20 protein-coding genes are annotated in these 20,158 nt (G+C 64.6%); 12 read left to right on the top strand and 8 right to left on the bottom strand.

Translation table 11 applies throughout. The annotated features are described in order from the left end of the window. Positions 1 to 156 precede the first annotated feature (156 nt). A complete protein-coding gene (locus IAQ70_RS07620) occupies positions 157 to 543 on the bottom strand; it encodes a DUF1844 domain-containing protein (protein WP_164201053.1) in 387 nt (128 codons plus the stop codon). A gap of 390 nt (positions 544 to 933) precedes the next feature. Between IAQ70_RS07620 and infC the strand changes: the two genes are divergently transcribed. The 4 genes from infC (at position 934) to IAQ70_RS07640 (ending at position 3,777) form a co-directional block, all read left to right on the top strand. Further along, positions 934 to 2,013: a translation initiation factor IF-3 gene (gene infC, locus IAQ70_RS07625; RefSeq protein WP_407682567.1), complete on the top strand. Its 1,080-nt coding sequence runs from the start codon at positions 934 to 936 to the stop codon at positions 2,011 to 2,013. 115 nt (positions 2,014 to 2,128) lie between these two features. Further along, positions 2,129 to 2,323: a 50S ribosomal protein L35 gene (gene rpmI, locus IAQ70_RS07630; RefSeq protein WP_009358635.1), complete on the top strand. Its 195-nt coding sequence runs from the start codon at positions 2,129 to 2,131 to the stop codon at positions 2,321 to 2,323. Positions 2,324 to 2,441: 118 nt separating this feature from the next. Then, complete coding sequence (rplT, locus tag IAQ70_RS07635; RefSeq protein WP_190988702.1) at positions 2,442 to 2,825, top strand: 50S ribosomal protein L20; 384 nt, start codon at positions 2,442 to 2,444, stop codon at positions 2,823 to 2,825. 49 nt (positions 2,826 to 2,874) lie between these two features. Then, entirely contained in the window at positions 2,875 to 3,777 is a 903-nt protein-coding gene (locus IAQ70_RS07640; protein WP_190988703.1) for a TrmH family RNA methyltransferase, read from the top strand. Positions 3,778 to 3,888: 111 nt separating this feature from the next. On the opposite strand, the gene IAQ70_RS07645 is transcribed toward IAQ70_RS07640, so the two are convergent. Continuing rightward, positions 3,889 to 4,164, bottom strand: coding sequence for a GlsB/YeaQ/YmgE family stress response membrane protein (locus tag IAQ70_RS07645; protein WP_190988704.1), 276 nt, complete (start codon positions 4,162 to 4,164; stop codon positions 3,889 to 3,891). A gap of 201 nt (positions 4,165 to 4,365) precedes the next feature. Here IAQ70_RS07645 and IAQ70_RS07650 point away from each other — a divergent pair, with 201 nt between their 5' ends. Then, positions 4,366 to 5,337, top strand: a complete 972-nt coding sequence (locus tag IAQ70_RS07650) for a cation diffusion facilitator family transporter (RefSeq protein WP_190988705.1) — start codon at positions 4,366 to 4,368, stop codon at positions 5,335 to 5,337. Positions 5,338 to 5,438: 101 nt separating this feature from the next. Here the strand turns inward: IAQ70_RS07650 and IAQ70_RS07655 are convergent, their stop codons facing one another. Then, complete coding sequence (locus tag IAQ70_RS07655) at positions 5,439 to 6,647, bottom strand: MFS transporter (RefSeq protein WP_190988706.1); 1,209 nt, start codon at positions 6,645 to 6,647, stop codon at positions 5,439 to 5,441. 233 nt (positions 6,648 to 6,880) lie between these two features. Between IAQ70_RS07655 and IAQ70_RS07660 the strand changes: the two genes are divergently transcribed. Continuing rightward, on the top strand, positions 6,881 to 7,333 hold the full coding sequence (locus tag IAQ70_RS07660) for a (deoxy)nucleoside triphosphate pyrophosphohydrolase (protein ID WP_190988707.1): 453 nt from the start codon (positions 6,881 to 6,883) through the stop codon (positions 7,331 to 7,333). Positions 7,334 to 7,375: 42 nt separating this feature from the next. Here the strand turns inward: IAQ70_RS07660 and IAQ70_RS07665 are convergent, their stop codons facing one another. Both IAQ70_RS07665 and IAQ70_RS07670 read right to left on the bottom strand, forming a co-directional pair. After that, complete coding sequence (locus IAQ70_RS07665; RefSeq protein ID WP_190988708.1) at positions 7,376 to 8,491, bottom strand: Rv2578c family radical SAM protein; 1,116 nt, start codon at positions 8,489 to 8,491, stop codon at positions 7,376 to 7,378. Positions 8,492 to 8,549: 58 nt separating this feature from the next. Beyond that, complete coding sequence (locus IAQ70_RS07670) at positions 8,550 to 9,173, bottom strand: PadR family transcriptional regulator (protein WP_190988709.1); 624 nt, start codon at positions 9,171 to 9,173, stop codon at positions 8,550 to 8,552. Positions 9,174 to 9,332: 159 nt separating this feature from the next. Here IAQ70_RS07670 and IAQ70_RS07675 point away from each other — a divergent pair, with 159 nt between their 5' ends. From IAQ70_RS07675 to IAQ70_RS07685, 3 genes are all read left to right on the top strand, one after another. Then, the gene (locus tag IAQ70_RS07675; protein WP_190988755.1) at positions 9,333 to 10,427 is read left to right on the top strand and encodes an aromatic ring-hydroxylating dioxygenase subunit alpha; all 1,095 of its coding nucleotides are present in this window, start codon (positions 9,333 to 9,335) and stop codon (positions 10,425 to 10,427) included. 28 nt (positions 10,428 to 10,455) lie between these two features. Next, complete coding sequence (locus tag IAQ70_RS07680; protein ID WP_190988710.1) at positions 10,456 to 11,469, top strand: PDR/VanB family oxidoreductase; 1,014 nt, start codon at positions 10,456 to 10,458, stop codon at positions 11,467 to 11,469. 97 nt (positions 11,470 to 11,566) lie between these two features. Further along, a complete protein-coding gene (locus IAQ70_RS07685) occupies positions 11,567 to 12,904 on the top strand; it encodes an MFS transporter (RefSeq protein WP_190988711.1) in 1,338 nt (445 codons plus the stop codon). A gap of 76 nt (positions 12,905 to 12,980) precedes the next feature. Here the strand turns inward: IAQ70_RS07685 and IAQ70_RS07690 are convergent, their stop codons facing one another. After that, positions 12,981 to 13,625, bottom strand: coding sequence for an SIMPL domain-containing protein (locus tag IAQ70_RS07690; RefSeq protein ID WP_190988712.1), 645 nt, complete (start codon positions 13,623 to 13,625; stop codon positions 12,981 to 12,983). A 2-nt stretch (positions 13,626 to 13,627) separates the two neighbouring features. Next, positions 13,628 to 14,098 (bottom strand): hypothetical protein, encoded by a 471-nt coding sequence (locus tag IAQ70_RS07695; protein WP_190988713.1) that lies wholly within the window; start codon positions 14,096 to 14,098, stop codon positions 13,628 to 13,630. A gap of 291 nt (positions 14,099 to 14,389) precedes the next feature. Between IAQ70_RS07695 and pheS the strand changes: the two genes are divergently transcribed. From pheS to IAQ70_RS07710, 3 genes are all read left to right on the top strand, one after another. Continuing rightward, positions 14,390 to 15,451, top strand: a complete 1,062-nt coding sequence (pheS, locus tag IAQ70_RS07700; RefSeq protein WP_190988714.1) for a phenylalanine--tRNA ligase subunit alpha — start codon at positions 14,390 to 14,392, stop codon at positions 15,449 to 15,451. A gap of 2 nt (positions 15,452 to 15,453) precedes the next feature. Next, positions 15,454 to 17,997, top strand: coding sequence for a phenylalanine--tRNA ligase subunit beta (gene pheT / locus IAQ70_RS07705; protein ID WP_190988715.1), 2,544 nt, complete (start codon positions 15,454 to 15,456; stop codon positions 17,995 to 17,997). An 80-nt stretch (positions 17,998 to 18,077) separates the two neighbouring features. Continuing rightward, entirely contained in the window at positions 18,078 to 18,743 is a 666-nt protein-coding gene (locus IAQ70_RS07710; RefSeq protein ID WP_223859335.1) for a 4'-phosphopantetheinyl transferase family protein, read from the top strand. 11 nt (positions 18,744 to 18,754) lie between these two features. Here the strand turns inward: IAQ70_RS07710 and IAQ70_RS07715 are convergent, their stop codons facing one another. Beyond that, positions 18,755 to 20,134, bottom strand: a complete 1,380-nt coding sequence (locus IAQ70_RS07715) for a M1 family metallopeptidase (RefSeq protein WP_190988716.1) — start codon at positions 20,132 to 20,134, stop codon at positions 18,755 to 18,757. Positions 20,135 to 20,158: the final 24 nt, after the last annotated feature.

Consider the following 20,158-nt stretch of genomic DNA (forward strand, 5'->3'; position numbering starts at 1 on the left):
TTTGACCCCTCAGAACGGCGGTTACGGAGCAATCGATGGAAATGCTTCTTCAAGGTGCGGCGGGCAACGTCAGGGAACGACGGCGGCGGGCGGACCTCCGTGGTCCGCCCGCCGCCGTCGTGATTTAGTTTTTTGAACGAATTGCCGGGTGAGGTACTAGTTGACCGCGCCGGTGTACTTCTCGCCGGGGCCCTTGCCCGGGGCGTCCGGAATGACAGACTCTTCGCGGAAGGCAAGCTGCAGGGAACGCAGTCCATCGCGCAACGGCCCTGCGTGCTGGGAACCGATTTCAGGGGCAGCAGCCGTCACCAGCCCGGCCAGGGCGGTGATAAGTTTGCGGGCCTCATCCAGGTCCTTCAGTTCCTCCGCGTTGTCCTCGGCGGCGAGGCCGAGCTTTACCGCTGCCGCACTCATCAGGTGAACGGCGGCGGTGGTGATGACCTCGATGGCCGGCACCTCGGAGATGTCGCGGATTTGCTGGCTCACGTCAGCCTCGGCAGGGGCGGCCTCGAAAACGTGTGAATTGCTGTCTGGGGTACTCATACTGGTAAGCTTGTCACAGACCGACTGAATGTCGTTATTTTGCTATGTTAAGGTCCCGCCGGCGCCCCGCTGCGTCGATAGGGATTTTTTCTGTAGAATGGCATGCAGTTTGCAAGCGGAGTTCTCTCCCACCCGCGTCAGCCGTTTTCCCACCGGAAGTCATTCCGGGGAAGCAAGGTTGCCGGGTACCGGTCGGACAGTTCATCTGGCATTGTGCCCGAAAGAACTGCGCACGGTTTCTCTTCGGAGAAGCGTGTATCCGATCATCGAGGCCTTCGATTGCTCCGGCAATTGGGGGCCTTCTCTATTTGCCGGTGGGTTTACCACATCAATCACAGGAGCTTTAACATTAGCGAGCCAAGAATCAATGAGCGTATCCGCGTCCCCGAGGTGCGGCTGGTCGGTCCTGCAGGTGAACAGGTAGGGGTCGTCCGTATTGAGGATGCCCTGCGTTTGGCTGCTGAATCCGATCTTGATCTCGTTGAAGTAGCACCTCAGGCCAAGCCTCCGGTGTGCAAGCTGATGGACTTCGGCAAGTACAAGTACGAGGCCGCAGTCAAGGCACGTGAAGCCCGGAAGAACCAGACCAACACGGTTCTCAAGGAAATCCGCTTCCGTCTGAAGATCGACACCCATGACTACGAGACCAAGCGCGGCCATGCGCTTCGCTTCCTCGGTGCAGGTGACAAGGTCAAGGCCATGATCCAGTTCCGTGGCCGCGAGCAGCAGCGTCCGGAGATGGGCATCCGCCTGCTCCAGCGTTTCGCTGACGACGTCGCCGAGGTGGGCGTTGTTGAGTCCAGCCCGCGTATTGACGGCCGCAACATGGTGATGGTCGTGGGCCCGCTCAAGAACAAGGCGGAGGCCAAGGCTGAGGCGCGCCGGGCATCACAGCGTGCAGAGGCCAAGGCGCAGAACGAAGCCAAGGCTTCGGGCCGCATCGATGTCACCGGTGACGACCAGGCGCCGCTGACCCAGTCCCTGGCTGACCTTCTTCCGGAAGGTTTCGCCATCACCACGCAGCCAGAGACGGAAGCCCCTGAAGCTGAGGCCACCGAGGCGGCAGCTCCGGAAACGGCAGCACCCGCCAACGCCGAAGCAGCCGAGGCGCCCGTTGCTGCTCCTGTAGCCGAGGCCCCGGCGAAGGAAGCTCCCGCGAAGGAAGCCCCTGCAGAGGAAGCTGCTGCGAAGGAAGCTCCGGTGAAGGAAGCCGCTGCACAGGAGGCGCCCAAGCAGGCTGCCCCGAAGGCCGCTGCTCCCAAACGGGAGGCCCCCAAGGCGGCCCCGGCTCCGGCCAAGGCTCCCGAGGCCAAGCCCGCTGAGGCCCCCAAGGCAGCCGCTCCGGCTCCGGCAGCTCCGAGGCCGCCGGTGCCGATGCCCAAGCCGGTAGCCCGGCCGGCAGCTCCGAAGCCTGCTGCGAGGCCTGCCCCCAAGGCAGCTCCGAAGCCGGCCGGTAAGAAGACTACCTAGTTCAAAGCTGCAGGAGGTTTCCTCCAGTAGTACGCAACCAGCACGCCGCCTGCAGGGGTGGCTGCTCGAAAGAACTGCAGACAATGTCTGCGGACACGTAAGGAGATCGGTTCCCATGCCGAAGATGAAGACCCACAGTGGTGCTAAGAAGCGCTTCAAGCTGACCGGTAGCGGCAAGCTGCGCCGCCAGCAGGCCAACCGCCGCCACTACCTCGAGCACAAGTCCTCCAGGCTGACTCGTCGCCTCGCCGGCGACAAGATCGTCTTCAAGGGTGACGCTAAGGTCATCCGGAAGATGCTCGGCATCTAAGTTCCAAGTTCTCTGACTGATGCCACCTGGCAGCAGTCAACTACCAAAAAGGCTTCTCAGGCCAGCCGGTTGTACCGGCAGTAGATGCTTGGGATCAGATTTTCGAAGGAGTACGCACGTGGCACGTGTGAAGAGGGCGGTCAACGCCCACAAGAAGCGCCGGGTTATTCTTGAACGCGCAAAGGGCTACCGTGGACAGCGTTCACGCCTGTACCGCAAGGCCAAAGAGCAGCTGCTGCACTCGTTTGTGTACAGCTACGGTGACCGCAAGAAGAAGAAGGGTGATTTCCGTCGCCTGTGGATCCAGCGCATCAATGCTGCATCCCGCGCCAACGGCCTCACCTACAACCGTCTGATCCAGGGCCTGAAGGCCGCTGAGGTCGAGGTTGACCGCCGTATGCTGGCCGAGCTGGCCGTCTCCGACGCCAACGCTTTCGCCGCACTGGTGAAGATTGCCAAGGATTCCCTGCCTGCTGACACGTCGGCTCCGGCTGTAAAGTAGCACTCAAGGCCGTTCAAGGACTGGTGGCTGAAGCCACTAAGGTTCTTATATGAACGAAACCGGGCGCCCGCAAGATTTTCCACTTTCCAATCCCCGAGCTGATCGGGTGAGGAAGGTGGCACAACTTGCCGGGCGCCCGGCCCGTTTAAAGCGCAGCGAGTTCCTCGTGGAGGGTCCGCAGGCTGTCCGTGAGGCCCTGACGCTGCACCGGAAGCGTGTCGCTGCGGGGGAGCCCGGCGTCGTCTATGAGGTCTACGCGAGCGAGGCGTGCCTCGACCGGCATCCGGACCTGGAGTCCCTGGCCGAGGGCACTGACGCTTACCTCACGACTGACGAAGTGCTTGCGGTGATGGCGGACACGGTCACCCCACAGGGCATTCTCGCGGTCTGCGGTTTCCTGGACGTGAGCCTTGAACAGGTGCTCGACGCCGGCCCGCGGTTGATTGCCGTGCTGTGTCAGGTCCGGGACCCCGGCAACGCCGGCACCGTGCTCCGGGCAGCCGATGCGGCCGGGGCGGACGCCGTCATCCTGACCGCCTCCAGCGTCGATATCTATAATCCCAAGGCAGTCCGTTCCACCGCCGGTTCCCTGTTCCATTTGCCAGTGGTCCTGGGCGCCGATATTGCGGAGGTGACAGCCGCCTGCCGGTCACGGGGCGTTGGGATACTGGCCGCTGACGGCGGCGGTGACGTCAACCTGGATATGCTCCAGGACGAAAACGCCGCCCGTCGCATTGCCTCCTCCGGCGTCGAATCGGTCTATGCGTTGGAGGCACCCACGGCGTGGCTCTTCGGAAACGAAGCACAGGGGCTCTCCGAAGCTGAACTGGTGTTGGCGGACCACCGCGTGGCTGTGCCCGTCTATGGAGCTGCGGAAAGCCTCAACCTCGGTACGGCGGCTACGGTATGCCTTTACGCAAGTGCACGGTCCCAGCAGGAACAGGCAAGTTAACTAATCACGTCAGCTCCTGGCATGGCACCCGGCCCCAGGACACTTTGCACGACTTAAAAGGCAGGGCCCCGGAACTTCCGGGGCCCTTGCTGTATGAATTAGATGAGGGGATCAGGGTGCGCGGGTGGACCCTCGACGTCCGGTGATTGCGCCGTAGACGCCGGCAACTACCAGGCCGCCAACGATGGCGAGGATCCAGGTACCCAGATCAAAGAAGGCAAGGTCACCCTTACCGAACAGGAGGCTGCCAATCCAGCCGCCTACAATCGCGCCGACTACACCCAGCACGAGGCTCGTCACCCAGCCGCCGCCGACCCTGCCGGGCATAACGGCCTTGACGATGGCCCCCACTATGAGGCCGAGAATAATCCAAGCAAGAAAACCCATGTCTCCTCCTTCATATTCGTCGGGATTAATCGTCCCGATTAGTGTTCAAGCTAACATAAGGGCGCTCCATTGTCAGCAGGCTTAGTGCCTGTCGCGCGTGCGTTTTTTTCGGCCGAAAAGGTACGGTAATCGTGGGCGGAACCAGTTCCGGCGTCGCGAATCATCCTGCTTGTTCCGTAATCCTGAAGGGGTGAAGCCTCCGTGGCTGCAAATGGCGGTACCAAGGCGATCGTCGCGGCCCTTGCCGCAAACCTGACCATCGCCGTCCTTAAATTTGTTGCGTTTATCCTGACGGCTTCGTCGTCAATGTTGGCCGAAGCGATCCACTCTCTCGCCGACTCGGGTAACCAGCTGTTGCTGCTGATCGGCGGGAAGCGCGCCGGCAAGGCGGCCAGCCCTGAGCATCCGTTCGGGTATGGCCGGGAACGCTACATCTACGCCTTCATCGTCTCCATCGTGCTCTTCAGCGTGGGTGGCCTTTTTGCGCTCTTCGAAGCGTGGAACAAGTTGCAGGATCCGCATGGCATTGAAGGGGACTTCTGGTGGGTGCCGCTGGCCGTGCTGATCGGGGCCATCGCGGCGGAGTCCTTCTCCTTCCGGACGGCGATCATCGAGTCAAACCGCATTCGTGGCAAGCAAGGCTGGGTGAGCTTTGTGCGCACGGCCAAACAGCCTGAGCTGCCGGTGATCCTGCTGGAGGACTTCGGGGCGCTTCTGGGCCTGTTGTTCGCGCTCATCGGAGTTGGCATGACGCTCATCACCGGCAACGGCGTCTGGGACGCAGCCGGCACCGGCATGATCGGCCTGCTGCTCGTGGCTATTGCGGTGGTGCTGGCGATTGAAACCAAGTCCCTGCTGCTGGGCGAGTCTGCCACACGGGACGATGTGGTGAGGATCAGCGAGGCCATCGAGGCCGGAGGGCACAACCGCATCATCCACCTCAAGACCCTTCACCTCGGACCGGAGGAGCTGCTGGTGGCGGCAAAGATTTCCGTGGGGGCCGCCGAAACGGGTAGGGACATCGCAGCTTCCATTGACGCCGCTGAGTCCAGGATCCGCAGCGCCGTTCCGATTGCACGCGTGATCTATCTGGAACCGGATCTGCACCGCGACGACGTGCAAGGCGCCGGCCGGGCCTCGGCAGAGGCACGGCCGCAGGACCTGCAAAGTTGATCATTGCTCAGAGCACCCTGAACTGAGCTCACGGCACCGGTTCCCGGTGAGGCCGGTGCACCGGTTGTCCGGTGAGGCCGTTGGCTGCCCGTTCCCCTGGATCAGGCAGCCAGCGGCCTTTTACGTTCCAGCAGGCCGCTGGTCACTGCGACGGCAAGGCCCAGCAGGGCGAGAACCGCACCCACGAGCGCGGGCGCCACGAAGCCCCAACCCCATGCGATCACCACACCGCCCAGGAATGCGCCTAATGCGTTGGCCACATTGAGCGCCGCGTGGTTAAGCGAAGACGCCAGGGAAGGGGCGTCCGGCGAGGCGTCAAGCAGGCGGGTCTGCAGTGCCGGGATGAGCAGGGACCCCGACGCGCCCACCACAAAGACCATGACCAAGGCTGACCACGGCCAGTGAACGGCAACGGCGTAGGTTACCAAGGCGGCCGCGATGCCTGGCAGGACCCAGTAGAGGGTCCCCATCACCGACTTGTCAGCCAGCCTGCCGCCCACCACGGTTCCGGCAACCATGCCCAGACCGTACAGCGCAACCACAAGGGGGAGCAGTGAAGCGGGGATACCGGCCACCATCGTCATAGTGTGGGCGATGTAGGTGTACGTGGCAAAGAAGCCGCCAAAGCCCACGATGCCGATGAGGATGGCCAGCCAGACCTGCAGCCGTTTGAGTGCACCCAACTCGCGGCGGATGCTGGCGTCCGGATGGGGTGCCTGAAATGGCACGTATTTCCACAGCAGGACCAGCGTCAGGGCACCAATGCCGCCCACGAGGACGAACAGCAGCCGCCAACCGAAAGTCTGGCCCACCCAAGTGGCGGCAGGAACGCCGATGACGTTGGAGACTGACAGGCCCGCCATCACCATGGAAATGGCCCAGCCGCGTCGGCTGGCAGGAACCAGGGAAGCGGCGATCACGGCCGCGACGCCAAAGAAGGCACCGTGGGGCAATCCTGCAGCGAACCGGGAAACCAGCATGCTTCCGTAGTCCGGAGCTAGGTAGGAAGTCAGGTTTGCCAAGGTGAAGAACAGCATCAGGCCGAGTGCGAGGTGTTTGCGGGGGAGCTTGGCGCCCACCGCGGCGAGCAGTGGCGCGCCCACCACCACTCCCAGGGCGTAAGCGGAAATGAGGTGTCCCGCTTCCGGAGTGCTGATGTTGAGTCCCTGCTCCACTTCCTTGAGCAGGCCCATCATGGTGAATTCCGTGACGCCGATCCCGACGCCGCCCATGGCCAAAGCGAAGATGGCCGCACCAATGTTGGGAGTCTTCACTCTGGACGTGGTGGGCGTTCGGGTGGTGCTGCTCATGTGCCTGCTTTTCAATGAGGATGCTGGGATGGTGCCGGGGGATGGGCTGCCGCGGCCACTGTACGCAACCCTGAATCGGGTACAGGTATTCCAGTCCGGCCGCCGGCGAACGCCTGCCGTCCATTGTCCCCCATCGCCAAGGCCCCGCAGTTCCGGAGGCCCCGCGCCGAGGTTGTGCCTATCTGATGGCCGGCGCTTCTCCACCACTGAGCCCGCGCTCATAGACTGGGGCGGTGAGTGAACAGATACAGGTAGTTGGCGCAGCGATACTGGACTCGTTGGAACATCCCGCCCGCTTGCTGGTGGCGCGGCGGACGGCTCCCGAGCAGTTTGCCGGACTTTGGGAATTTCCCGGCGGCAAGGTGGAAGCCGGCGAGGTGTGCGAGGCCGCGCTGCATCGTGAACTCAAGGAAGAGCTTGGTGTCGGTGTCAGGCTCGGAGCCGAGTTGCCTGCCGGCACGCCCGAGGGGTGGCGGCTGAATGAGCGGGCGAGCATGCGGGTTTGGCAAGCCGAAGTCACCGAGGGGGAGCCCCATCCGCTGGAGGACCACGACGAACTGCGGTGGGTGGCCCTGGCAGACCAGCAGGCGGTTCTTGAGCTTCCCTGGATCCCAGCCGACTTTCCCATAGTCCAGGCTCTGTTGGACGTGCTCAGCTCACCGGTGTTGCACTCCCGCACACGCTGAGGGTCCGCAGAACCTGGACGTCGAACCGGCTGAAACTTCGGGTCAGAAGAGGGTGGGCTGGCGAAGAGCCGGACCGCCGGCCCCATGCCCCGTGTCTGCGCCGGCCTGCCCGGAAACCGGCAGGATGCCCTCCGGATACTGTGCCTCCTCGCTGCGGGGATCGTCCTCCAGGTCGCGGTGGCTGAACCCGTGGCCGCTCGTGAATCCGTGCCGCTGCTTGAAATAGCGCACTTTGGCAGCGAGCCAGGTGCGGTATTCCTTGGAGGCGTAGGATCCCGTGCCGTAGAGGCGGCGGTAGCGGCCGGCGAGTTCAGGGTGGTTCTTGGCGATCCACTGCATGAACCATTCCCGGGTGCCCGGCTTCAGGTACAGGGCGCCGGCCGTCACTCCGGTGGCACCCGCCGCGGCCAGGGACCCGAAGAGGGCATCCAATGCTTCGTCGCTGTCCGAGAGCCACGGCAGGATGGGCATGGCCATCACACCGCAGGGGAGCCCGGCGTCGCGGAGGCGGGAGACCAGCTTGAGCCGGGCCCGGGGGCCCGGCGTGCCCGGTTCCACAGCCTCGGACAGTGCCTCGTCCGTCATGGCAAGCGAAATGCCAACACCGACCGGAACCTGCGCGGCAGCGTGCTTCAGGAGCGGAATGTCGCGTGCCAGCAGCGTCCCTTTGGTGAGGATGGACAGCGGGGTGCCGGAGTCCGCCAGTGCTGCAATGATTCCCGGCATCAGCTGGTAGCGGCCCTCTGCGCGCTGGTACGGATCTGTGTTCGTGCCCAGTGCGACCTGGTGGCGGCCCCAGGAGGGCTTGGCCAGTTCCTTGCGGAGGACTTCCGCAGCGTTGACCTTGACCACCACCTGGCTGTCGAAATCGAGTCCGGCGTCAAAGTCCAGATACGTGTGGCTCTTGCGCGCGAAGCAGTAGACACAGGCGTGGCTGCAGCCGCGGTAGGGGTTTACGGTCCACTCGAAGGGCATTTTTGAACCGGAGACCACCTTGTTGAGCACCGATTTGGCGGTGACCTCATGGAAGGTGATGCCGGCGAATTCGGGAGTAATGATGGAACGGACCAGCCCGGCCAAAGGAAGTAGGGCGGGGGATGCCCCGCTTCCGGCGCCGTCGGCCGGCCGCTGCATCAGTGCTTGTGCATCCCATCTCATGCACTCTATTCGAAGGTATGTTCGAATTTAAGTCAAGGCCGACGGGATGTGCGAGCTTTTACGCAGAAGAAGGTGTGTGGATGGGTTGATCATCCGGAGGGGTATTCGAGAGTGAATCGATGAGTTCCAGGCCACGCAGGCCCCATTCGATTTCCGTCTCTGCTCTGGCTATGAGCCCCTGGTAGGTGAAGATCTTGTATTCAAGGATGCGGCGGTGATCCTGTGGAGCGGCTGCAGCCAAACGCTTGCTAAGCATCTCGTTGGTCCCGTCCCGCAGCCCCGCGATCATGTCCGCCCATTGGCCCCGGCGCATCCTGTGGTACTCAATATGGGCCTGCATATGTTGCTTCGCCATGCTCGGCTCAGCCCATTCGAGGTAAGCAGCTTTCAGGTGGACCGGATCACGCTCGCGGGCGTACTCCAGAGGCGTGTTCATCCACTGCTTGAAGGCCGCGCGGCCTTCAATGGTTATGCGATACTGCGTCTTTTTGCCGTTGGGTCCCCAAGGGATTTCTTCGGCCGTGAGGAGCCCCTCTTTCGCCATCTTCCGCAGCTCAGGGTAAATCTGTGAATCCGGCGCGTGCCAGACAAATGCCACGGAGGACTCGAATCGCTTGGCCAGGTCGTATCCGGTCATCGGTTCGACGGTAAGGAGTGCCAATAGCGCGAAGCGAAGACTCATGGAGATTCCTTTCGAGGTCTTGCCAACTAACTACAACTATAGATAGTCTGTGACCCCAGCCACTACCTATGTTCATAGTTAGTTGTCCGGTGCGAACGATTCCATATCTGGCAGGCACCCTCACCGCAGGTTGCCCGGCCACCCCGAAAGAGGTCAATGATGACTGTGCTTGAGTCCAGCAATTCCACCACCAACAAAGTCCTCGGTCACCCACTGAACGCCTGGTACGTGGCCGCCTGGGACCACGAAGTGACGCGCAAACCGATGGCCCGCAGGATTGCGGACCGCCCGCTGGCGCTGTACCGCACCGAGGACGGCAAGGCCGTTGCCCTGGCGGACGCTTGCTGGCACCGCCTTGCACCGTTGTCCATGGGGAAGACCGTTGGCAAGGACGGAATCCAGTGCCCCTACCACGGCATTGTCTACAACTCCGCGGGCCGCTGCGCGTCCATGCCGGCGCAGGAGAGCATCAATCCCTCCGCCACCGTCCCGTCATTCCCGGTGGTAGAGCGGTATCGCTTTGTGTGGGTCTGGCTGGGCGATCCCACCAAGGCGGACCCCGACCTTGTCCCGGACATGCACCAGATGGACAGCCAGGACTGGGCCGGCGACGGTGAGACCATTTTTGCCCCCTGCAACTACCAGCTGGTCCTGGACAACCTGATGGACCTCACCCACGAGGAGTTTGTCCACGCCTCCAGCATCGGCCAGGAAGAGCTCAGCGAATCCGACTTCGTTGTCACGCACGATGACCGGACCGTAACTGTGACGCGATGGATGCTCAACATCGATGTCCCGCCGTTCTGGCTCAAGAACATGCGGGACAAGTTCCCCGGCTTCGAAGGCAAGGTGGACCGCTGGCAGATCATCCGATTCGAGGCGCCCACCACCATCCGCATCGACGTCGGCGTTGCCAAGGCCGGCACGGGCGCCCCGGAGGGCGACCGCAGCCAGGGGGTCAACGGTTACGTCATGAATACGATCAGCCCGGAGACCGCCAAGACCTGCCACTACTTCTGGGCCTTCATGCGCAACTACTGCCTGGACAGCCAGCTCATCACCACGCAGCTCCGCAACGGGGTACACGGCGTGTTCGGTGAGGACGAAGCCATGCTGAAGGCCCAGCAGGAAGCCATCGACGCCAATCCTGACTACGAGTTCTACAGCCTGAACATCGACGCCGGCGGCATGTGGGTCCGCAGGCTGATCGAGCGCATGCTCCAGGCAGAGGGCCGCCTCGCAGCGGCACTCTGACCGGACAAGGACCCCAAGGAAAAAGACAATGGCAGCAACCAACAACGAAGTCTGGCAGTCTGCAACGGTGGCGGCCGTCACGGACGTGGCCGCAGGAATCCGGCGCATCGAACTGGAACCATCAGCACCGAAGCATGCAGAACCCGGATCGCACATCGACCTCATGGTCACCATCAACGGCGAGCAGGAGAAGCGCTCCTATTCAGTGGTGGAATCCATCGACGGCGGAAGCACCCTGGCCATCAGTGTCTTCAAGGCCCCCGTTTCCCGGGGCGGATCCGTCTTTATGCACACACTCAAGCTGGGTGACACCCTGCGCATCACCCAGCCCCTGCAGAACTTTCCGCTGCGGGTGGGAGCTGCGCGATACGTCCTGCTCGCAGGCGGCATCGGCATCACCGCGATCATGAACATGGCCGCGGTGCTACGCAACGTCAAGGCAGACTACACCTTGGTCTACGCCGGCCGGTCCCGGGCTGCAATGGCCTACCTGCAGGACCTGCAGGAGATCCACGGGGCCCGACTGCGGGTCCACGTCGACGACGAAGGAAGCGCCCTGGACGTGAACAGCCTGGTAGGCGGAATCGATCCGGGAACCGAACTCTATATGTGCGGGCCTATCCGGCTGATGGATGCAGTCCGCCGCGGCTGGACCGAACGGGAGCTGGCAGTGCCTGACCTCCGCTACGAAACGTTCGGGAACTCCGGCTGGTACGACCCTGAGGAGTTCCTCGTCCGCATCCCACGGCTCGGCGTCGAAGCCACAGTGGGGCCGGGCCGCTCCATGCTCGAAGCGCTCGAGGACGCCGGCGTGGACATGATGTTTGACTGCCGCAAGGGTGAGTGCGGCCTGTGCGAGGTCCGGATCCTGGACTTGGACGGCGCCGTCGACCACCGCGACGTTTTCTACAGCGATCGGCAGCACCATGCCAAAGAGAAGATGTGCTGCTGCGTCTCACGGGCCGTCAGCTCTGCCACTGGTTCCCGTACGGAGGCCAGCCGTTCAGGCGCCCCTGCGGTGGTCACCATCGACGTGTCCTGAATACCACAGACTGGCCCCACCCTGGCTGCCCCCATCCAGCGCAGCCGTAAACAGCTTTTGCTCCCGCGCGGAGCTCCCAAATTTCAAGGAACACGCCATGAATCTACGCGAACGTATCAACGACTCGAAAATGTCGCCATACCAATGGGCCATCATCGGAATGTGCGTCCTGCTCAATGCCCTGGACGGCTTCGACGTCCTGGCTATGGCATTCACGGCCAACGGGGTCACCAAGGAATTTGGCCTGACCGGCTCAGAGTTGGGTGTTTTGCTGAGTGCGGGACTCGTCGGTATGGCGATAGGATCCCTCTGCCTCGCCCCACTGGCAGATGTCATCGGACGGCGGCCGATGATTTTGGCTGCAGTCGGCGTAGCTGGAGCAGGAATGCTGCTGGCCGCCACTGCCGGGGACATGGTGCAGCTGGGAATCTGGCGTTTGCTCACAGGACTCGGCGTCGGTTGCATCCTGGCGTGCACGAACGTTATTGCCAGCGAATACTCGTCCAGGCAGCGCCGGGGACTGAGCATCGGCATTTACACGGCCGGCTACGGCGTCGGGGCGACCCTCGGAGGTGCTGCAGCTGTTTACCTCCAAAGCCAGCACGGCTGGCGTTCCGTCTTCGTTTTCGGCGGCATCAGCACTCTCAGCATTCTTGTTGTCCTGCTGTTCCTGCTGCCCGAATCCGTCGACTTCCTGCTGACAAAAAGGCCCCGGAACGTCCTGGACCGCTTGAATCGAATCGCACGCAAGACGGGGCACCCCGAAACTGATTCCCTGGGGGACGCAGTTGTCCCGGCCAGGAAGAAGGCCAATCCAATTTCCGAGCTCATGTCTGCCTCGAACCGGCGGTCAACGCTGCTGCTCTGGTTGGCCTTCTTCACCACAATGTTCGGCTTCTACTTCGTCAACAGCTGGACCCCACGCCTGCTGGTCACCGCTGGCATGACTGAAAGCCAAGGCATTACCGGCGGACTCATGCTGACCTTGGGCGGAATCTTTGGAGCAGTCCTCTACGGCGTCGTCGCCACCAAATGGAACAGCAAGATGGTCCTCGTGGCCTTCACCGTCCTCTCGTCCGTGATGATTGTCGTCTTCATCTCCTCTGCCTCTGTCATCGTGCTCGCCTTGGGCGCAGGCGTCCTCGTCGGCATGCTGATCAACGGCTGCATCGCCGGCCTCTATACGCTCGCCCCCTCCCTCTACCCTGCGTCGGTCCGCAGCACAGGGGTCGGATGGGGCATCGGCATCGGCCGAATCGGTGCCATCATTGCGCCCCTGATCACCGGCGCCTTGCTCGACGCCTCATGGTCGGCCGTGCAGCTCTACCTCGCTGTCGGTGCCGTAGTACTTATCAGCGCCGTCGCTGTTGGAATGATCCGGTCCAAAAAGGTCGTCACGAAGGACGCGTCGGTCGAGGAGCTAAGCGGCGTCTGACGACCACCTGACGTCGTGCACCTGGCTCTCGACAACCTCCCCGCATCGAGGGCCAGGTGCAGCCCCGGAGGCCTGATCAGGCGAGCAGCTCCCACACCACGGTGACGCTGGCGCCGAGGCTGGCGTGGCCTGCCTCCACACTGATGGCGTCCGTGGCTACTGCCCGTTCGAGCCTGGCCACCGGGACCGGCCCGGATGACAAGGGGTGCTCTGAGACGGACACCACCGCGCCCAAGTGCGCCGAGGCGAGGGCGGCAAACTTCTCCGCCGCGGCAACGGCATCCTGCCACGCGGCTTCCCGGGCCCGGGCAAGCACAGCGGATTCGTCCGCGAAGCCCAGCTCGAGGCCGTTCAGCCGCACATCGTCGCCGCCGGCGTCAACCACGGCCGCGATAACGGCGGAAGCGGCAGCCACCCGCCGGACCCGCACGGTGAGCATGCTGGACGCGACGTACCCGGCCACCTGCTGGCCCTCGCCTTCGCGCCAGACAAGCTCCGGCCGGACGTTGAGCCCGGACGTCCGGATATCCGCGTCCGCCACGCCATTCTGTCGGAGCACCTCCGAAACGGCGGCCGACGCGGTGCCGGCGTCGGCGTAGGCGGAGCCAACGCTGGCCCGCCGGCATTCGACGCCCACGGAAATGGTCAGCAGGTCAGGCGGTGCCTCGGCGGCTCCCGTGCCTGTCACGGTAATGGTCCTGATGCCGGTGTCGCCAGCCATGGTCAGACCTCGATTCCGCCGGCGCCGCCAGGTGCCGGCCTTGGTGTCCGGGTGTCAATGTATCCGCCGGCGGCCAGCCCGGCCTGCCGTTCGAAAAAGTTCGCCGAGGCCGGATTGCCGGTCCGAAGCTGCGACCAGGCCGCAGCCAGGAAATACAATGGAAGGAAAGGCAGCCCCAGGCACCAGGCGTACTGGCTGCAGTGCCTTGCCTCATGTCCCAGGAGCGCACTGTTGGCTGTCAGTTGCCCGGCACCGACCCGGCAGATGACCACGTTGCCCACGGTGAACGCCCCGGCGAAGGGGACCCGCCACCTATAGCCGGAAGCGATGATGAGCCCCGCGGGCCCCCGCGTGATGGCCGTCCCGGCAGAGCGCGCCAGCGCCAAGCCCAGCAGCGTTGTCCCGTTGGCAAAGTTGGCAAACTGCCGCGCGCGCTGACCCGCCGTCGGGTGCGTCCTTGGCTGCGCAGACACAGCCGATATTTGCACAGGCGCCACCGGCCATACTCCTGCCAGACGCCGACGTTCTGTCATGAGGCCATCGTAGCCGGAGGGTTCAATTAGACTGATGGATAGTGGCCGCCGGTAATTCTTCAGTCGGTAATTTTCCAACCGGGTATTTCGCCAGCGGCCCTGCCCTGGTCATCGAGTGGATCCGTCCTGCATGGATTCACGAAATGACCTGCCAGTGACGGATGCGCTGCCGGGAGACCGCGCACTGCTGCACCTTCACCGGCAGCCCCGACTCGTAGCTAAGAACAGTAGATGACTGAAACTTTGCCGGGCGCCGCCATCCCGAACCCCACGGATGAAGCCGCCATCACTGCCGCTGTAGACCAGGCCATCGCCGCCATTGCCGGCGCAGGCACCCTTGACGAGCTCAAGGCGGTGAGGCTGGCCCATACCGGTGAGAAGTCACCGCTCAGCCTCGCAAACCGCGAAATCGGCAAACTCGCCAAAGACCAGAAGGCCGTAGCCGGCAAGCTCATGGGCGCCTCCCGCGGCAAGGTCAACAAGGCGCTCGCGGACCGGACGGCCGAGCTGGAAGCCGAGAACGACGCCCGGATCCTGCTGGAAGAAACGGTGGACGTCACTGCCGCACCGCGCCGTCGTCGGGCTGGCGCACGCCACCCGCTCTCCACGCTGCAGGACCGCGTGGCGGACATCTTTGTGGGCATGGGCTGGGAAATCGCCGAGGGCCCCGAGGTGGAATCCGAATGGTTCAACTTCGATGCGCTGAACTTCAAGCCGGACCACCCGGCCCGCGAGATGCAGGACACGTTCTTCGTGGAGCCGCCCGAGGCCCACCTGCTGATGCGCACCCACACCTCCCCGGTGCAGGTCCGCTCCATGCTGGAACGCGAAGTTCCCATCTACGTGCTGTGCCCCGGCAAGGTGTTCCGCACCGATGAACTGGACGCCACCCACACCCCGGTGTTCCACCAGTTCGAGGGCCTGGCCATCGACAAGCACCTGAGCATGGCTGACCTCCGCGGCACCCTGGAGCACTTCGCCCGGCAGATGTTCGGCGACGAAGCCCAGATCCGGCTGCGCCCCAACTACTTCCCGTTCACCGAGCCGTCCGCCGAGCTGGACATCTGGCACCCGGGCGCCAAGGGCGGCCCGCGCTGGATCGAATGGGGCGGCTGCGGCATGGTCAACCCCAACGTGCTCCGCGCGGCCGGCATCGACCCGGACATCTATTCAGGTTTCGCTTTCGGCATGGGCATTGAACGCACCCTCATGTTCCGCAACGAGGTAGGCGACATGCGAGACATGATCGAAGGCGACGTACGTTTCAGCGAGCACTTCGGGATGGAGATCTAACAGTGCGTATCCCACTTTCCTGGCTGCGTGAATTCGCAGCAGTACCGGCCGGAGCAACGGCCGAAGACGTCATGGCCGAACTGGTCAAGGTCGGCTTTGAAGAAGAGGCCGTCCACCGTCCCACGGACGCCCTGCGGGGCCCGGTTGTGGTGGGCCAGGTCCTGAGCATCGTCAAAGAACCGCAGACCAATGGCAAGACCATCAACTGGTGCCAGGTCCGCGTTGTCCCCGAAGGCCACGCGCAGACCCTCACCGGCGAGGGCATCGACCCCTCCGGCGTGCAGGGGATCATCTGCGGCGCCCACAACTTCGTGGAGGGCGACAAAGTGGTGGTCACCCTGCCCGGCGCTGTCCTGCCGGGCGACTTCCGCATCTCTGCCCGGAAGACCTACGGCCACCTCTCCGCCGGCATGATCGCCTCCGTCCGTGAACTGGGCATCGGCGAGGACCATGACGGCATCCTGGTCCTGTCCCGGATCGGGCTTGACCCGGAAATCGGCACGGATGCCATGGACCTGCTCGGTCTCTATGATGAGGCGGCGGAAATCAATGTGACCCCGGACCGCGGCTACGCGTTCTCCATCCGCGGCGCTGCGCGGGAATACGCGCATGCCACCGGAACGTCGTTCACCGATCCGGCGTCCAAGGTGCAGGCCCCTGCGGAACTTTCCGGCGGCCACGGCGTCAAGCTCAACGACGACGCACCCATTTACGGCAAGCCCGGCTGCGACCGCTTTGTGGCCCGCACCATCCGCGGCGTGGATGCCGCCAGGCCCACTCCGCCGTGGATGAGCTCGCGGCTGCGGCTGGCCGGCATCCGCTCCATCTCCCTGCCGGTGGACATCTCCAACTACGTGATGCTCGAGCTGGGCCAGCCCACGCACTGCTATGACCTGGACAAACTGTCCGGGGACATTGTGGTCCGCCGCGCCGTGGCAGGGGAGAAGATCACCACCCTGGACGACAAGGAGCGCACACTCGACGTCGAGGATCTCCTCATCACCGACGGCTCCGGTGCCATCGGCATCGCCGGCGTCATGGGCGGCGCCGCCACCGAGGTGAGCGATTCGACGTCGAACGTCCTGGTGGAGGCCGCGCACTTCGACGAGGTGTCGATCGGCCGTTCCCGCCGCCGCCACAAGCTGCCGTCCGAAGCATCCAAGCGCTTCGAGCGCGGCGTTGACTGGCACGTGGCGGACATCGCCGCCCAGCGTGTGGCTGACCTCCTGGTGGAGCTCGCCGGTGGCGTGGCTGATCAGGCGGGGACCGACGTCGGGACCGCACCTGACGCCGTGACCATCACTTTGCCGGCGGCCTTTGCCGCCCAGCGGATCGGCATCGACTTCACCGAAGAGCAAATCACCACCTCGCTGGTGGACCTCGGTGCAGTGGTGGAGAAGACCGACGGCGGCTGGACGGTTACCGCCCCCAGTTGGCGGAACGACCTGGAAACCAAAGAGGATCTCTCCGAGGAAATCGCGCGGCTGGTGGGGTACGAAAACATTCCCGCCACCCTCCCGGTGGCCCCTCCCGGACGTGGCCTGACCCGCGTGCAGCAGCAGCGCCGCCGGCTCATCCAGGCACTGGCTGACGCCGGCCTGACCGAAGTCCTGGCCTACCCGTTCGTCTCCAAGGCAGCCAACGACACGTTCGGCGTGGCCGAGCAGGGCGCTGCCCGGAGCGCGGTCAAGCTGGCCAACCCCATCAGCGAGGAACACGGCTACCTGCGGACGTCCATGCTGCCCGGGCTCATCGAGGTGGCCAAGCGGAACCATTCCCGCGGCTTCCGCGACCTGGCGCTCTTCGAATCGGGCCTCGTCTTCCTGCCCGGCGAGACGGTGGGAACGCCGTCCATCCCGCCGCTGGGCGTCAAGCCTTCCGACGAGGTACTGGATGCACTGTACGACGGCGTCCCGGACCAGCCGCTGTACGTCGCCGCCGTCCTGACCGGCCATGATTCACCGGCCGCCGCCGGCCACACCCCGCGCTTGTGGGACTGGTCCGACGCCCTGGATATTGCCCGGCTCGCCGGCGATGTCCTGGGCGTGGAGGTGGTGGTCAGCCAGGGTTCGCACCAGGCATTCCATCCGGGCCGTGCCGCGCAGCTCTCGCTGCGCACCGGCGAGGTGGTGGGCTACGCCGGTGAGCTGCACCCGAAGCTCCTTGCCGCGCACGACATGCCTGCCCGTTCGGTGGCGCTGGAGTTCAACGCGGACGCCCTGTTCGAAGCGGCGGCGGACGTCATCGTGGCGCGCCACATCTCCACGTTCCCGGTAGCCACCCAGGACGTGGCCCTGGTGGTGCCGCAGGATATTCCCGCGGACCGGGTCCTCGAGGCCCTGCGTGAAGGCGCCGGCGAACTGCTGGAGGACGTGGCGCTGTTCGACGTTTACGCCGGCAAGGGCATCGAGGAAGGCAAGAAATCGCTTGCCTTCGGCCTGCGCTTCCGCGCAACGGACCGGACGCTGACGGCCGATGAGGCCTCGGCCGCACGCGAGAGCGCAGTGGCCCTGGCCGCCGAGCGCTTCGGCGCCGTCCAGCGGTAAGCCTGATCTCCGTGGCGGGACCGGCAACGGTGGTTCCGGTCCTGCGTTCCTGCCCTCCCGGTGATCCGGGAGGGCAGGACTTGCTTAAGCTGGATGTTGACGAGCTGGCAGCGGGAACCTTTGCGCAATGTTCGACGGCGGGTGGCCGGTTCCCGCTGTTGGGCCCCGCCGAGCTGCAGCGGGCAGCCGCCCTGGCGCCGGGCCCGCGAGCCAGTTTTGTGGCTGGCCGGCTGGCTCTGCGAAGGTTCGCCGCCGAACTGCTGGACGTCCCGGCGTCGGACCTCACCACAAACTTCAGCTGCCCCCGGTGCGGGAGCGGCCCCGGCTTATCCCACGGCAGGCCGGGCTACGCGTTCCGGGGAGAGCCGGTGCCGCTGGCGCTGAGCCTGTCCCGGAGTTCCGGCTGGATCCTGCTGGGTGCCGTGGTGGAACCACCTGCCGGTGTAACGATCGGCGTGGACCTGGAGGACCCGGCCCGGCTGGACTTTGACGGGTTCGACGCTGTTGCCCTGACCCCGGCCGAGCGTGCGGCACTCGCCGGGCTGTCCGGGCCTGCCCTCCTTAACGAGCGGGCACGGCTGTGGGCGCGCAAGGAGGCGTGGCTTAAGATGACCGGCCGCGGCCTCACCACCGCCCCGGACACCCTCGATGTCCTGCAGCGTGCGGAAATCCGTGACCTGGGCGCCGGGGAGGCAGGCCTGCCGCTGGACCTCCGTGCCGCCGTCGCGCTTTCAGCCCCGTCCTAGGGCGCAGGCCGTCAGCGAATGGGCAGGGGCGGCAGGGCCGTTTCGTGGAGCCACGGGTGCAGCAGCGCCTCGGTGTCCAGGCCGGTGGCCCGGTCCGCGGCGAGAATAAAAGCCGCGGTGCTCACCGAAGCGTGCCGGTGGGCAGCGGTCCAGTCGTGCAGGAGGGCGAAAAACGCCAAATCGCCGCACCGGACACGCAGGGCGTGCAGGGCCAGGGCTCCGCGCTTGTACACGCGGTCATCAAACATCAGCTCCGGACCCGGGTCACCGATGACGATGTCCTGGCTGCCGGACGCCAGCTTCCGCCAGGCCGCGGCGGCCCGGTTGGCCACCGACATAACGCTGGCTTCCTCGGACCAGATCCACTCCGCGTAGCAGGCGAATCCTTCGTGCAGCCAGATGTCCGCCCATGTTGCGGCCGTGAGGGAGTTGCCGAACCACTGATGGGCGAGCTCGTGGGCGATGAGCCGCTGGGACTCCCATTCCTGCGTCAGGTGGTTCCGGCCCAGGATGGAGAGCGTTTGCGCCTCAAGGGGTATCTCCAGCTCGTCTTCAGTCACCACCACGGTGTACTCCGGGAACGGGTACGGCCCGAAGCAGCTTGCGAACGTACGCATCATCTCCGCCTGCCTGGCCAGGCCTTCGCGGGCAGCGTCACACAATAGCGCCGGCACGGCGGCATACTGGGGGACCTGCCCGTTCGCGGTGGCGGCATCCAGCCGGAGGAGCTCGTACCGGCCGATCTGGACCGTGGCAAGGTAAGTGGCCATGGGCTCCGGCTGCTCGTAGACCCACGTCTCGCGGCTCGACCTGCTGCTGTGGGAGACAAGAGTGCCGTTGCAGACCGCCCGATAATTGGCATCGGTGGTCACGCTGATGCGGTAACTGGCCTTTTCGCCGGGGTGGTCGTTGCAGGGGAACCAGGACGCAGCGCCGTTGGGCTGGCCTGCAACGAGGACGCCATCGGTTAACTCCTCCCAGCCGACTTCGCCCCAGAACCCTCGCCGGGGAGCAGGATTGCCCTCGTACTTGATGTCCAGGGTGAAGACTTCGCCGGCCGGCAGCGGCATGTCAGGCACTATCACCAGCTGCTCCGCGCGCTGGCTGTACTTGCGCACGCGCCGCCCGCTGAGCTGGATCTTGGTGGCCCGCAGCCCGGTCAGGTCCAGCACCAGGGCCGCCGTGGTGTACTGCGTGACAGCATGCAGGACTGCGCGCCCGCTGAGGCGGTTGCTGCTGAGCTTGTAGTCAAGTTCCAGTTCGTAGCGGTTCACCCGATAGGCGTTGGTGCCATGGCCGGGCACGTACGGGTCCGGCGCTGACGGGCCTTGCTCCGAGGTGGGTGACGGGCCGGTACTGGCGACCGCGGGGCTCGGTGCAGGGGAACTCATAAGACGGTCTTTCCGATCAGGAGG

This window comes from Pseudarthrobacter sulfonivorans (assembly GCF_014712225.1).
Lineage (GTDB): Bacteria > Actinomycetota > Actinomycetes > Actinomycetales > Micrococcaceae > Arthrobacter > Arthrobacter sulfonivorans.

What these genes read in the sequence shown, in the direction of transcription:
- IAQ70_RS07620 (WP_164201053.1), bottom strand. Translation starts at nt 543, where the DNA reads ATGAGTACCCCAGACAGCAATTCACACGTTTTCGAGGCCGCCCCTGCC.
- rpmI (WP_009358635.1), top strand. Translation starts at nt 2,129, where the DNA reads ATGCCGAAGATGAAGACCCACAGTGGTGCTAAGAAGCGCTTCAAGCTG.
- IAQ70_RS07640 (WP_190988703.1), top strand. Translation starts at nt 2,875, where the DNA reads ATGAACGAAACCGGGCGCCCGCAAGATTTTCCACTTTCCAATCCCCGA.
- IAQ70_RS07645 (WP_190988704.1), bottom strand. Translation starts at nt 4,164, where the DNA reads ATGGGTTTTCTTGCTTGGATTATTCTCGGCCTCATAGTGGGGGCCATC.
- IAQ70_RS07655 (WP_190988706.1), bottom strand. Translation starts at nt 6,647, where the DNA reads ATGAGCAGCACCACCCGAACGCCCACCACGTCCAGAGTGAAGACTCCC.
- IAQ70_RS07665 (WP_190988708.1), bottom strand. Translation starts at nt 8,491, where the DNA reads ATGAGATGGGATGCACAAGCACTGATGCAGCGGCCGGCCGACGGCGCC.
- IAQ70_RS07670 (WP_190988709.1), bottom strand. Translation starts at nt 9,173, where the DNA reads ATGAGTCTTCGCTTCGCGCTATTGGCACTCCTTACCGTCGAACCGATG.
- IAQ70_RS07675 (WP_190988755.1), top strand. Translation starts at nt 9,333, where the DNA reads ATGACTGTGCTTGAGTCCAGCAATTCCACCACCAACAAAGTCCTCGGT.
- IAQ70_RS07680 (WP_190988710.1), top strand. Translation starts at nt 10,456, where the DNA reads ATGGCAGCAACCAACAACGAAGTCTGGCAGTCTGCAACGGTGGCGGCC.
- IAQ70_RS07685 (WP_190988711.1), top strand. Translation starts at nt 11,567, where the DNA reads ATGAATCTACGCGAACGTATCAACGACTCGAAAATGTCGCCATACCAA.
- IAQ70_RS07690 (WP_190988712.1), bottom strand. Translation starts at nt 13,625, where the DNA reads ATGGCTGGCGACACCGGCATCAGGACCATTACCGTGACAGGCACGGGA.
- pheS (WP_190988714.1), top strand. Translation starts at nt 14,390, where the DNA reads ATGACTGAAACTTTGCCGGGCGCCGCCATCCCGAACCCCACGGATGAA.
- IAQ70_RS07715 (WP_190988716.1), bottom strand. Translation starts at nt 20,134, where the DNA reads ATGAGTTCCCCTGCACCGAGCCCCGCGGTCGCCAGTACCGGCCCGTCA.